We start from the raw sequence: 12,123 nt of genomic DNA on the forward strand, positions 1-12,123 counted from the left end.
ATTCCAGATCGCGCCGATTCTTTCAACCGAGTGAGGTACTCCAATGGCCGTTAGCAAGGTTTCCGACGCCGATTTCGAAGCCGAAGTGCTCAAGGCGAACGGCCCCGTGGTCGTCGATTTCTGGGCCGAATGGTGCGGCCCCTGCCGCATGATCGCGCCCGCCCTCGACGAGATTGCCGGCGCGATGGGCGACAAGGTCAAGATCGTGAAGCTCAACGTCGACGAGAGCCCGAAGACCGCCTCAAAGTACGGCGTGATGTCGATCCCGACCCTGATGATCTTCAAGGGCGGCGAGATGGCCTCTCGCCAGGTTGGCGCGGCGCCGAAGGCGAAGCTCCAGCAGTGGATCACCTCCGCGGTCTGATCCTTCTCGCGCAGGATTATTTTCGAGAACGGCCGGCGATAGCCGGCCATTCTGCGTTGGTGGGGCGTGTTCAGCGTAGGACCCGCATCCCTTGCCAGCCCCTCCCGCCAAGCGCGCCCGAAGATCGACCTCTCTCGTCGCGATGGAGGCGCGTTCGGTCGACGAAATCCCGCGCGGCAAGGTGTGGCAGTACGAGCCGAAATGGGACGGCTTTCGCTGCCTGCTGTCGCGCAACGGCAGCGACGTCGATCTGCGCTCGAAGTCCGGCGAAGACCTCGCGCGCTATTTCCCCGAGATCGTTGCCGCCGCGTTGAAGCTGAAGGCGGACCATTTCACGCTCGACGGCGAGATCGTCGTGCCGCACGGCAAGGGTTTTTCGTTCGACGCATTGCTGCAACGAATCCATCCCGCGGCAAGCCGCGTGAAGAAGCTCTCGCAGGACACGCCGGCGCTCTACCTCGTCTTCGATCTGCTCGCCACGGCGAAAGACAAGCACCTCGCCGGAAAGTCGTTGATCGAACGACGGTCGGCGCTCGAAGCGTTCGCGAACGCCAACCTCAAGGGCAGCATCTTCCGTCTTTCACCGTCGACAACGAGCTACGCCACCGCCAAAAAATGGCTGGCGCAATCCGGCGGCGGTTCGGACGGCGTCATCGCCAAGCGTATCGACCTGCCCTACCAAGCCGGCACGCGCGACGGCATGCAGAAGATCAAGAAATTCCGCAGCGCCGATTGCGTGGTCGGCGGCTTCCGCTACGCCACCAACAAGATCACCGGCCGCGACGTGGTCGGCTCGCTGCTGCTCGGGCTCTACGACGATGATGGCTTGCTGCACCATGTCGGCTTCACCTCGGCGATCAAGGCCGAGCAGAAGCCTGATCTGACCGATCGGCTCGAAGCATTGATTGGCGAGCCCGGCTTCACCGGCAACGCGCCGGGCGGGCCGAGCCGCTGGTCGACCGAGCGCTCCGCAAAATGGTGTCCGCTCAAGCCGAAGCTGGTGATCGAGGTCTGCTACGACCATTTCAGCGGCGAACGCTTCCGCCACGGCACCTCGCTCCTGCGCTGGCGCCCCGACAAGGCGCCGCGGCAATGCACATTCGAGCAGCTGAAGCAGAAAGTAGCCGATCCGATGAAGCTGCTGAAGTGAGCTAGCAGTAGCCCGGATGGAGCGCAGCGTAATCCGGGAATTGTGCCACAAGCGACGACGGCCCCGGATTACGCTGCGCTCCATCCGGGCTACAAGATCACAACTACCCGATCCATCCCGTCGCCAGCGCGTTCGCCAGCTCCGGCTGCCCGTTTCGCCGCGCCAACTCCGCCATCGCTTCATGATCGTACACGACGTGCCGGAACGTCACCTGCCAGGCGCCATCAGCAAGTTCGAGAATGGCATAACGCGCGTGCGGCGTGCCGGCTTCGACGACGTGCGGATACGGATGCTTGTCGCGATAACCAGGACTGCCGACGCTGCCGGGATTGACGATCAGCCGGCCGTCGCGCAGGCGCACGGCGCGGGCGAGGTGAGTGTGGGCGCAGAGGATCAGCGACTGCGTGATGCCTTGCGCAAATTGCTCGATGCGATCGAGCGGGGACAGCGCCACCGTGCCGTCGGGATGCACCGTGTCGAGCCAGTACACCTCGTCGCTGCCGGGCGTCGCGTGGCACAGGAACACCTGCTCTCGGAACACCCGCGTCATCGGTTGCGCACGCAGCCAGTCGAGCTGCGCGGCATTGAGCTGCGCATGGGCGGGACGATCCCATGAGCCCATCTGTTCCGGAGCGCGGTCGAGCAGATAGCGGTCGTGATTGCCGAGCACGTGCACGGCGTCGAGCGTCATCAGGATCTCGATCGTCCGGCGCGCATCGAGCGGTCCGCTCAGCATGTCGCCGAGATTGACGATGTCGGCAATGCCTTGCGCGCGGATGTCGGAGAGCACGGCTTCGAGCGCGAGGTGGTTTCCGTGGACGTCGGCAATCGCGGCAAAGCGCATCGTTCATCACCGTAGCCCGGATGGAGCGAAGCGAAATCCGGGGCCTTCATCGCTTGTGGCACGATCCCGGATTGCGCTGCGCTCCATCCGGGCTACGCAAACTCATGCAGGAGGCGTGCCGTTGATCGCCAGCACGTGGCCGGCCAGATAGAGCGAGCCGGTGATCAGGATGCGCGGTGGCACCTCGTAGGCGAGCTTCGCCAAGGCGCGCAACGCGGCCTCGATGCCGGGCGCGGGCTCGACGCGCATGCCGAGACTGCGCGCGGCGTCCGCGAGACGGTCGACCGGCATCGCGTTCTCGGTATCAGGGATCGGCACTGCAATGATGTGACGGGTGAGACCGGCGAAATTGGCGAGAAAGCCCTGAGCATCCTTGTTGGCCATCATGCCGGCGATGACGACCAGCGGCCGCGACACCCGCTCTTCGAGATCGCCGAGCGCAGCCGCGGCGACACGGCCGCCCTCGGCATTGTGCCCGCCATCGAGCCAGATTTCCGAGCCCTGCGGTCCCCAGGAGAGCAGCTCGCCGGAGGTGATGCGCTGCATTCGGGCCGGCCATTCCGCGCCGACGATGCCGGCCTCGAACGCCGCCTGGTTAACCTTGAACGCCGGGACGGCGCGCAGCGTCGCGATTGCAAGGCCGGCGTTGTCGAACTGGTGGCGGCCAAACAGGCGCGGCGCTGCAAGATCCATCAAACCGCGCTCGTCGGAATAGACCAGACGTCCGCGCTCGACATTGACGTGCCAGCTTTCGTTCGCCGCAAACAGCGGTGCGCGCATGCGCCTGGCCTGCGCCTCGATCGCGTTCATCGCCTCCGGCGATTGCTCGGCGCAAATCACGGGTACGCCGCGCTTGATGATCGCGGCCTTCTCGCCGGCGATCGATGCCAGGGTCGACCCAAGGAAGTCCATGTGATCCATGCTGACAGGCGTAATCACGCAGGCCGCCGGCACATCGATCACATTGGTCGAATCGAGCCGGCCGCCGAGGCCGACCTCGAGCAGCACCACGTCGGCCGGATGCTGTGCGAACAGATGCAAGGCCGCGGCGGTCTTCAGCTCGAACAGGGTCGCAGCCTCGCCAGCATTGGCGCGCTCGACCTCTTCGAGAGCGGCGCGCAATTCATCGTCACTGACGAGCACGCCGCCACCGACGCGACCCAGCCGGAAGCATTCGTTGATGCGGACGAGATACGGCGAGGTGTAGGCGTGGACGCGCAAGCCTGCTGCCTCCAGCGTCGCGCGCAGATAAGCGAGCGTCGAACCCTTGCCATTGGTGCCGGCGATGTGGATCACCGGCGGCAGCTTGCTTTCGGGGTGGCCGAGCCGCGCGAGCAGGCGGTGCATCCGCTCGAGCCCGAGATCGATGCGTTTCTGATGCAGGGCCGACAGCCGCCCGATCAATTCGCCGAGCGGCGGCTTTGCGCTGTCAGAGGACGCGTTCACGCGTGGGGCGCGGCCGGCGCCGTCTCGGCGGCCGATACGATCTGCGCCGGGCTCGCGACCGGCTGCACCGGCTTCGATGCGCTTTCCAGCGCCGGCGCCTTGGTCAGCAAGCGGCAGAGTCGCGCCAGCGTCGGACGCAATTCGTGGCGATGCACGACCATGTCGACCATGCCGTGCTCCTTGAGATACTCGGCGCGCTGGAACCCCTCGGGGAGTTTTTCGCGGATGGTCTGCTCGATCACGCGCGCACCGGCGAAGCCGATCAGGGCGCCGGGCTCGGCGATCTGTACGTCACCGAGCATGGCATAGGACGCAGTGACGCCGCCGGTGGTCGGATTGGTCAGCACGACGATATACGGCAGTTTTGCCTCGCGCAGCATCTGCACCGCAACGGTGGTGCGCGGCATCTGCATCAGCGACAGGATGCCTTCCTGCATGCGCGCGCCGCCGGATGCGGCGAACACGATGAACGGCGCATTCTTCTCGACCGCAAGCTCGAGCCCGCGCACGATGGCCTCGCCCGCGGCCATGCCGAGCGAGCCGCCCATGAAATCGAAATCCTGCACGGCAACGACGACGGCGGAGCCTTCGAGCTTGCCGTAGCCGACCTTGATCGCGTCGTTCAGGTTGGTGCGGGCGCGCGCGTCCTTGATGCGGTCGACGTATTTCTTCTCATCGCGAAACTTGAGCGGATCGGGCGTGACCTCGGGCAGCGCCACGTCGAACCAGGTCTCGTTGTCGAAGATCGACTTCAACCGGGCCACCGCACCCATGCGCATGTGGTAGTTCGAGCCGGGGATGACGAACTGATTGGCTTCGACGTCCTTGTAGAACACGAGCTGTCCGGAATCCGGGCACTTGATCCACAGGTTCTCCGGCGTCTCCCGCCGCAGCATGTTGCGGATCTTCGGCCGGACCACATTGGTAAGCCAGTTCATGGTTTGCTCCGATGTGCGAACCCGCCTCGCGGATCGCCTGAAGGGATATATGGCGGCCGGGCCGCTGCCCGGCAAGCCGCCGTGTCGCCCGCCCGAAAAGCGGAATTATGGCCTATTCCGCCGCCTGTTGCGCACCCTTGACGCCCTGGGCCAGGGCCGCCGTCAGTTCGGCGACGGCCTTGACCGTTTTGCCAGTCGCCCGCCCGTCCGCATCAAGGCTATTCTTGAGCGCATCGACCAGCGCGGTGCCGACGACGGCGCCATTGGCATGCGAGGCAATGGCGCGCGCAGCCTCCGGCGTGCGGATGCCGAAGCCGACGCAGACCGGCAGTTTTGTGTGTCGCTTGATGCGGGCAACTGCTTCGCTCACCGCCGAGGAATCCGCGGCCGCAGCACCGGTGATGCCGGTGATCGAGACGTAGTAGACGAAGCCCGAGGTATTGGCGAGCACGGCCGGCAGACGCTTGTCGTCGGTGGTCGGCGTCGCCAGGCGGATGAAGTTGAGGCCGGCCTTCATCGCGGGCAGGCAGAGCTCGTCGTCCTCTTCCGGCGGCAGATCGACGATGATCAGACCATCGACGCCGGCGCTCTTGGCATCGACGAGGAACTTGTCGACGCCATAGATGTAGATCGGATTGTAATAGCCCATCAGCACGATCGGCGTCGCGTTGTCGTCCTTGCGGAAGCCGCGCACGAGCTCCAGCGTCTTCTTCAGCGTCATGCCGGCCTTGAGCGCGCGCAGACCCGCCGCCTGGATCGACGGACCATCGGCCATGGGGTCGGTGAAGGGCATGCCGATCTCGATCACGTCGGCGCCCACCTTCGGCAGCGCCTTAATGATCTCGAGCGACGTCGCCGGATCGGGGTCGCCCGCCATCAGGAAGGTCACGAAGGCCGAGCGGCCCTGCTTTTTCAGCTCGGCAAAACGGGTGTCGATACGCGTGGTCATGGTTTTGCGGCCGCTGTGCTATACCTCTCCCCTCCGGGGAGAGGTCGGCTGCGAAGCAGCCGGGTGAGGGGGATGGAGAGGTTCAAATCCAGAGCGCGAAGGCTCCGCGAGTCGCAGACGAGCGCCGAGGCAAAGCTTTGGCAGGCGCTGCGCAACAGGCAGCTCGCCCGCTGGAAGTTTCGCCGCCAGCATCCGATTGATCGGTACGTCGTCGACTTCGTGACGCTGGACGGAAAACTGATCATTGAGGTCGACGGCGTGACGCATTCCACTGCCTCGGAGCTCGATCGAGACAAACGTCGGACCGAAGCGCTCGAAGCTTGCGGCTTTCTCGTCGTTCGTGTCTCGAATACCGACGTGTACGAAAATCTCGAGGGTGTCCTCGAGCTGATCGCAACCTCACTGAGGTTCGAGTGAGTGGATAGACCCCTCACCCGGCTGCTTCGCAGCCGACCTCTCCCCGACGGGGAGAGGTGAAGAGAGTGCGACACCCGCCTCACTTGTTCTTGCCCCTGAGGATATCGCCGACTTGCGGGACGTCCTTGTCGCCGCGGCCGGAGAGGTTGACGACCATCAGGTGATCCCGAGGCCGCTTCGGCGCGAGCTCCATCACCTTGGCGATGGCATGGGCGGGCTCGAGCGCGGGAATGATGCCTTCGAGCCGCGACAGCAGCTGGAACGCGGCGAGTGCTTCGTCATCAGTCGCGGAGAGATAGTTCACGCGGCCGATCTCGTGCAGCCAGGAATGTTCGGGGCCGATGCCGGGATAGTCGAGACCGGCCGAGATCGAATGCGCGTCCTGGATCTGGCCGTCGGCATCCATCAAGAGATAGGTGCGGTTGCCGTGGAGCACGCCGGGACGGCCGCCCGCGATGGAGGCGGCGTGCAGCTGCGTGAGGCCATGGCCCGCGGCCTCGACGCCGAAGATCTCGACCGAGGGGTCGTCAAGGAACGGATGGAACAGGCCCATCGCGTTGGAGCCGCCGCCGATGCAGGCGACCAGCGAATCCGGCAGCCGGCCCTCGACCTCCTGCATCTGCGCCTTGGTCTCGGTGCCGATGATCGACTGGAAGTCGCGTACCAGCGTCGGATAGGGATGCGGGCCCGCCACCGTGCCGATGCAGTAGAACGTGTTGTGCACGTTGGTGACCCAGTCGCGCAGCGCCTCGTTCATGGCGTCCTTCAGCGTGCGCGTGCCCGACTGCACCGGAAATACCTTGGCGCCCAGCATCTCCATGCGGATGACGTTGGGCTGCTGCCGCTCGACGTCGACGGCGCCCATATAGACCACGCATTCCAGGCCGAAGCGCGCGCACAGCGTCGCGGTGGCGACACCGTGCTGACCGGCGCCGGTCTCGGCGATGATGCGCTTCTTGCCCATGCGCCGCGCCAGCATGATCTGGCCGAGCACGTTGTTCACCTTGTGCGAACCGGTGTGGTTGAGCTCCTCGCGCTTGAGGTAGATTTTCGCACCGCCAAGATGCTCGGTGAGGCGCTCGGCGAAATAGAGCGGCGAGGGCCGGCCGACATAGTTCTTGAGATAGCCGTTCATCTCGGCCTGGAACGCCGGATCGGCCTTGGCTGCGGTATAGGCCTTCTCCAGATCGAGGATCAGCGGCATCAAGGTTTCAGCGACGAAGCGGCCGCCGAAAATGCCGAAATGGCCGCGCTCGTCGGGGCCGCTGCGGTAGGAATTGGGTTTGGCGACGTTCATCGGACACTCAACTCTTGGCTTGTATCTTGGCTGGCGCGCGCGGCGCGAATGAAGGCCTTGATCATCTCGGGATCCTTGACGCCGGGGGCGCTCTCGATGCCGGAGGAGACGTCGACGCCGCTGGCGCCGGTGACGCGGAGGGCTTCGGCGACGTTGTCGGCGTGAAGCCCGCCCGAGACCATGTAGGGCAGGATCAGATCGAGATTTTCGAGCAGGTGCCAATCGAAGGGCGCGCCGAGACCGCCGGGGCGGGTTGCATCTTTCGGTGCGCGCGCATCGAACAGGATGCGGTCGGCGACTGCGGCGTAGCCGGGCAGCACAGCGAGATCGGCAGATGTGGCGACCGGCACCGCCTTCATCACCGGACGGCCGAACCGCTGCTTGATATCGCGCAGCCGCGCCACGCTCTCCTTGCCGTGGAGCTGGAGAATGTCCGGCGACAGCGCGTCCATGATATTGTCGAGCGTGGCGTCGTCGGCATCGACGGTCAGCGCGACCTTGAGCGCGCGCTGCTTCACTTGGCGTCCGAGCTCGCGGCCCGCTTGCAACGACAGGTGCCGCGGCGACGGCGGAAAGAACACGAACCCCACCATGTCGGCACCCGCCTCGAGCGCCACCTCGAGCGTCTCGGGCGTAGACAGGCCGCAGATCTTGACGAGCAGGGACATGATCTCAAAGCGAATGGAGGCCGCGGGCCTGCGGCCGGAAAACGGGGCTTTCGGTTGCGGCCGCTTCTACAACGTCGCGCGCTGCTTGTCTCGCCCGATGGGCCCGTAAAGGCCGACCCCCGAGGCGACGGGGAGGCGCTGGGACTCGGGCTTTGCTGCGGCCATTTGGGCCCGCAGATCGGCCAGTTCGCCCCTGGCAGCCCGTGCATCCGCATCATTCCGGCGCGCCGCGCGCCGCCAGTGCCGCTGGCCGAGCCAGACGGCGCAGCCACCTGCCAGGACGCCAAGGGCGGCGACCAGGATCAAAAGCAGGAACAGCGGCAAGGTGACCGACAGGGACGGGTCGGACGACAGGAAGGGATCGAAGGAGACGGTGACGAAATGCCGGTTGGCGACGGCGAAGACCACCAGGAGCAGGCCCAGCGGAATCACGATCAGCGCGGTCAGGAACTTTCGCATCTCGCTTCGCTCGCCTTGAATCAAGCTTGCGGCCGCATCGCCGCGACCGCAGGAAATCTTGACGCCGGCCTCAGTCTGCCGCGCCGGGATCCGGATGGTCTCGGTTCAACCGCTCGCGCATTTCCTTGCCGGTCTTGAAGAACGGAACGCTCTTCTGGTCGACCGGCACATGGGCGCCGGTGCGCGGATTGCGCCCGGCGCGTGCCGGGCGGTGCTTGACCGAGAAGGCACCGAAGCCGCGCAGCTCGACGCGATCACCGCGTGCGAGGGCCGCTACGATCTCTTCGAGAATCGCATTCACAATGTTCTCGACATCCCGCTGGTACAGATGCGGGTTGTGCTCGGCGATACGCTGAACAAGTTCGGATTTGATCATCGAGAGATAGGACCCGGAAGCGTGCGGATGACCATTTCCGTGAAAATACCGTGATCTGTCAAGACGCTAAATCAAGGTTGAGCGTCGTGAAAATGCGTGACAAATGCCGAAAAAGCAGGCTGCCCCGGCACCCGTCCCGCGGGAAAAAGCTCTCGGACTCGCCCAGTTCCCGTCAGTTTGACGCGGCCGGCTGCCACAAGGCCAGCATTCCATCCATTCCGAACCGATCGACCGCCTGTGCGACGCCAGTTTGCCCGATTTGATGCGCAATCGCGCCTAAACCCAGCGCTTCCAGCGTTACGGCGGCCGCCGTCTTGAGGAACGGCAGATCTCCGAAGCGCGGCTGCAGCTTGTAATCGCGCACGCTGAGCCCCTTCTTGACGCCCTTCTGCTCGACCAGCCAGGTCACCGCCGTCTTCTCGTCGCCGATCTGATCGATCAGCTTGAGATCGATCGCCTGGCGGCCGGTGAAGACGCGGCCATCGGCCACTTTCTCGAGCTGCGTGTCATCCATGCCACGCCGCTCCTTCACCAATCCCCTGAACCAGGCGTAGGAGTCCTTCACCAGCGCATCGAGCGCGGCGCGGGCCTCGGGACTGGTGGGCTCGAAACCGTTGGGCGCGGCCTTCAGCGGCGACGACTTCACCTCCTCGACCTTGACGCCGATGGTCTTCAAGAGCTCGGTGACGTTCGGATACTGGAACAGCACGCCGATCGAGCCGACCAGCGAGCTCTGCTGGGCGATGATGTGGTCGCTCGCAATCGCGGTGATGTAACCGCCGGAGGCGGCAAGACCCTCGACCACGACGACGAGCGGCTTCTTCGCCTTCAGCCGGGTGAGCGAATCGTAGAGCTGCTCGGAGCCGGCGGTGGTGCCGCCCGGCGAGTTGATGTGAACGATGACGGCCGCGGCCTGCGAATTCTCCAGTCGCTCCAGCGCCTGGGTGCGATCGGAATCGCTGCGGATCAGGCCCTCGATGTGGACGCGCGCGATCGACCCGGCAGATGCGAACGTGCCGCGTGCACCTGGCGTCGCGATCAGCGCGAAGCTCGCGATCGCCGCGATCGCGATCAACGCGGCCATCACGCGCCAGAACGTCAGCTTGCGGCGGATCCTGCGGCGATCAACGATGATGTCCGAATCGAGCGACATCGGAATATCTCCAAATGAATGGCTAGGCGCGTTGTGCCGTCACAGCGTGACCAACGGCTTACCTGGATACATCAATTGCGGCGCAATTTGAAGAAAACAAGGCTGTGACCGCGGTAGGTGCGTAGCCCGGATGGAGCGCAGCGAAATCCGGGACAGTCCGTCCGTGAGGCAACGACCCCGGATTACGCTTGCGCTCCATCCGGGCTACAAGCGTAACAAAAAAGCCCCGGCTCGCGCCGGGGCTTTGATGTCAGCGAAACCTGCGTTTCGCTTACTTGTTGTCGCGGTTCTTGAGCGCAGTGCCCAAGATGTCGCCGAGCGTCGCACCCGAATCGGAGGAGCCGTACTGCGCGATGGCTTCCTTCTCTTCGGCGACTTCGAGCGCCTTGATCGACACCTGGACCTTGCGGGCCTTCTTGTCGAACTGGATCACGCGGGCGTCGACCTTCTCGCCGACGGCGAAGCGTTCGGCGCGCTGGTCGTTGCGGTCACGGGCGAGCTCGGAGCGCTTGATGAAGGTCGAGAAGTCGGTACCGGCGATCTTCACCTCGATGCCGCTCTCCTTCACCTCGAGCACTTCGCAGGTCACGACCGCGCCCTTCTTGACATCGCCCGGTTCGGCGAAGGGGTCGCCTTCGAGCTGCTTGATGCCGAGCGAGATGCGCTCCTTCTCGACGTCCACATCGAGCACCACGGCCTTCACCATGTCGCCCTTCTTGTAGTTGTCGATCACCTGCTCGCCCGGAAGCTTCCAGTCGAGGTCGGAGAGGTGGACCATGCCGTCGACGTCGCCTTCGAGACCCAGGAACAGACCGAACTCGGTCTTGTTCTTGACCTCGCCCTCGACCACCGAACCGGTCGGGTGACCTTCGACGAAGACCTCCCACGGGTTGCGCATGGTCTGCTTGAGGCCGAGCGAGATGCGGCGCTTGACGGAATCGACTTCCAGCACCTGCACATCGACTTCCTGCGAGGTCGAGACGATCTTGCCGGGGTGCATGTTCTTCTTGGTCCACGACATCTCGGAGACGTGGATCAGGCCTTCGATGCCCGGCTCGAGCTCGACGAACGCGCCGTAGTCGGTGATGTTGGTGACGCGGCCGGTGAAGCGGGCACCCAGCGGGTACTTGGCTTCGATGCCCTGCCACGGATCGTCCAGCAGCTGCTTCATGCCCAGCGAGATGCGATGCGTCTCGTGGTTGATCTTGATGATCTTGACCTTCACGGTCTGGCCGATCGAGAGCACCTCGGTCGGGTGGTTGACGCGGCGCCACGCGATGTCGGTGACGTGCAAGAGACCGTCGATACCGCCGAGATCAACGAACGCACCGTAATCGGTGATGTTCTTGACCACGCCGTCGATGACCTGACCCTCTTCGAGGTTCTGCACCAGCTCCTGGCGCTGCTCGGCGCGGGTCTCTTCCAGCACGGTGCGGCGCGACACGACGATGTTGCCGCGACGGCGGTCCATCTTGAGGATCTGGAACGGCTGCGAGTTGTTCATCAGCGGCGCGACGTCGCGGATCGGACGGATGTCGACCTGCGAGCGCGGCAGGAAGGCCACGGCACCGTCGAGATCGACGGTGAAGCCGCCCTTGACCTGGTTGAAGATGACGCCGTTGACCTTCTCGTTGTTCTGGAACGCCTTCTCGAGCTTGCCCCAGCTCTCTTCGCGGCGCGCCTTGTCGCGCGACAACACGGCTTCGCCGAGGGCGTTCTCGATGCGATCGAGGAACACTTCCACCTCGTCGCCGACCTTGAGGTCGCTGTCACGGCCGGGGCCGGAAAATTCGCGCAGGGCCACGCGGCCCTCGGTCTTCAGGCCGACGTCGATGACGGCCATGTCCTTTTCAATTGCAACCACCTTGCCCTTGACGACGGAGCTTTCCTGCAGGTTGCCACCTGCGAAGGACTCGTCGAGCATCGCGGCGAAATCGTCGCGCGAGGGGCTGTAGGTATCAGCAGAAGTCGAAGCCATTTGTTCTCCAGTTGCGGATGTCTTGCCGGCCGTTGGGTTCATGGGCGCATCGCACACGCAGTGTCGGAAGGTCCGCAAGACCTT

The 12,123-nt window shown here is 64.6% G+C and carries 13 protein-coding genes; 3 read left to right on the forward strand and 10 right to left on the reverse strand.

What is annotated here, in order from left to right; genetic code table 11:
- The first annotated feature begins 43 nt into the window (after positions 1–43).
- On the forward strand, positions 44–364 hold the full coding sequence (gene trxA, locus ACR9YP_RS04455; RefSeq protein WP_008540017.1) for a thioredoxin: 321 nt from the start codon (positions 44–46) through the stop codon (positions 362–364).
- 142 nt (positions 365–506) lie between these two features.
- Positions 507–1,514 carry an ATP-dependent DNA ligase gene (locus ACR9YP_RS04460; protein ID WP_438110477.1) on the forward strand — a complete coding sequence of 336 codons (1,008 nt, stop codon included), beginning with the start codon at positions 507–509 and terminating at the stop codon, positions 1,512–1,514.
- A 103-nt stretch (positions 1,515–1,617) separates the two neighbouring features.
- Here ACR9YP_RS04460 and ACR9YP_RS04465 read toward each other — a convergent pair whose 3' ends face one another.
- The 4 genes from ACR9YP_RS04465 to trpA all read right to left on the reverse strand — a co-directional run bounded on the left by ACR9YP_RS04465 (position 1,618) and on the right by trpA (position 5,691).
- Positions 1,618–2,358 carry a metallophosphoesterase family protein gene (locus tag ACR9YP_RS04465; RefSeq protein WP_474219089.1) on the reverse strand — a complete coding sequence of 247 codons (741 nt, stop codon included), beginning with the start codon at positions 2,356–2,358 and terminating at the stop codon, positions 1,618–1,620.
- A 102-nt stretch (positions 2,359–2,460) separates the two neighbouring features.
- Complete coding sequence (locus ACR9YP_RS04470) at positions 2,461–3,804, reverse strand: bifunctional folylpolyglutamate synthase/dihydrofolate synthase (protein WP_438103815.1); 1,344 nt, start codon at positions 3,802–3,804, stop codon at positions 2,461–2,463.
- Positions 3,801–4,742, reverse strand: coding sequence for an acetyl-CoA carboxylase, carboxyltransferase subunit beta (gene accD / locus ACR9YP_RS04475; protein WP_091882310.1), 942 nt, complete (start codon positions 4,740–4,742; stop codon positions 3,801–3,803). The genes ACR9YP_RS04470 and accD overlap by 4 nt, the downstream gene beginning before the upstream one ends.
- Before the next feature lie 112 nt (positions 4,743–4,854).
- The gene (trpA, locus tag ACR9YP_RS04480) at positions 4,855–5,691 is read right to left on the reverse strand and encodes a tryptophan synthase subunit alpha (RefSeq protein WP_438103813.1); all 837 of its coding nucleotides are present in this window, start codon (positions 5,689–5,691) and stop codon (positions 4,855–4,857) included.
- 72 nt (positions 5,692–5,763) lie between these two features.
- On the opposite strand from trpA, the gene ACR9YP_RS04485 reads away from it, so the two are divergent.
- Positions 5,764–6,108, forward strand: coding sequence for an endonuclease domain-containing protein (locus ACR9YP_RS04485; protein WP_438103811.1), 345 nt, complete (start codon positions 5,764–5,766; stop codon positions 6,106–6,108).
- A gap of 79 nt (positions 6,109–6,187) precedes the next feature.
- Here the strand turns inward: ACR9YP_RS04485 and trpB are convergent, their stop codons facing one another.
- From trpB to rpsA, 6 genes are all read right to left on the reverse strand, one after another.
- Positions 6,188–7,405: a tryptophan synthase subunit beta gene (gene trpB, locus ACR9YP_RS04490; RefSeq protein ID WP_438103809.1), complete on the reverse strand. Its 1,218-nt coding sequence runs from the start codon at positions 7,403–7,405 to the stop codon at positions 6,188–6,190.
- Positions 7,402–8,073 (reverse strand): phosphoribosylanthranilate isomerase, encoded by a 672-nt coding sequence (locus ACR9YP_RS04495; protein WP_438103807.1) that lies wholly within the window; start codon positions 8,071–8,073, stop codon positions 7,402–7,404. The genes trpB and ACR9YP_RS04495 overlap by 4 nt, the downstream gene beginning before the upstream one ends.
- Before the next feature lie 66 nt (positions 8,074–8,139).
- A complete protein-coding gene (locus ACR9YP_RS04500; protein WP_091883014.1) occupies positions 8,140–8,532 on the reverse strand; it encodes a LapA family protein in 393 nt (130 codons plus the stop codon).
- A gap of 70 nt (positions 8,533–8,602) precedes the next feature.
- Entirely contained in the window at positions 8,603–8,908 is a 306-nt protein-coding gene (locus ACR9YP_RS04505) for an integration host factor subunit beta (RefSeq protein ID WP_008539997.1), read from the reverse strand.
- A 172-nt stretch (positions 8,909–9,080) separates the two neighbouring features.
- Positions 9,081–10,061, reverse strand: coding sequence for a signal peptide peptidase SppA (gene sppA, locus ACR9YP_RS04510; protein ID WP_370989793.1), 981 nt, complete (start codon positions 10,059–10,061; stop codon positions 9,081–9,083).
- 271 nt (positions 10,062–10,332) lie between these two features.
- A complete protein-coding gene (gene rpsA / locus ACR9YP_RS04515) occupies positions 10,333–12,039 on the reverse strand; it encodes a 30S ribosomal protein S1 (protein ID WP_164934835.1) in 1,707 nt (568 codons plus the stop codon).
- Positions 12,040–12,123 lie beyond the last annotated feature (84 nt).

The organism is Bradyrhizobium sp. BR14999, assembly GCF_056106085.1.

Coding starts and splice junctions, on each gene's coding strand:
- trxA (WP_008540017.1), top strand. CDS start 44: ATGGCCGTTAGCAAGGTTTCCGACGCCGATTTCGAAGCCGAAGTGCTC.
- ACR9YP_RS04460 (WP_438110477.1), top strand. CDS start 507: ATGGAGGCGCGTTCGGTCGACGAAATCCCGCGCGGCAAGGTGTGGCAG.
- ACR9YP_RS04465 (WP_474219089.1), bottom strand. CDS start 2,358: ATGCGCTTTGCCGCGATTGCCGACGTCCACGGAAACCACCTCGCGCTC.
- accD (WP_091882310.1), bottom strand. CDS start 4,742: ATGAACTGGCTTACCAATGTGGTCCGGCCGAAGATCCGCAACATGCTG.
- trpA (WP_438103813.1), bottom strand. CDS start 5,691: ATGACCACGCGTATCGACACCCGTTTTGCCGAGCTGAAAAAGCAGGGC.
- ACR9YP_RS04485 (WP_438103811.1), top strand. CDS start 5,764: ATGGAGAGGTTCAAATCCAGAGCGCGAAGGCTCCGCGAGTCGCAGACG.
- trpB (WP_438103809.1), bottom strand. CDS start 7,405: ATGAACGTCGCCAAACCCAATTCCTACCGCAGCGGCCCCGACGAGCGC.
- ACR9YP_RS04495 (WP_438103807.1), bottom strand. CDS start 8,073: ATGTCCCTGCTCGTCAAGATCTGCGGCCTGTCTACGCCCGAGACGCTC.
- ACR9YP_RS04500 (WP_091883014.1), bottom strand. CDS start 8,532: ATGCGAAAGTTCCTGACCGCGCTGATCGTGATTCCGCTGGGCCTGCTC.
- ACR9YP_RS04505 (WP_008539997.1), bottom strand. CDS start 8,908: ATGATCAAATCCGAACTTGTTCAGCGTATCGCCGAGCACAACCCGCAT.
- sppA (WP_370989793.1), bottom strand. CDS start 10,061: ATGTCGCTCGATTCGGACATCATCGTTGATCGCCGCAGGATCCGCCGC.
- rpsA (WP_164934835.1), bottom strand. CDS start 12,039: ATGGCTTCGACTTCTGCTGATACCTACAGCCCCTCGCGCGACGATTTC.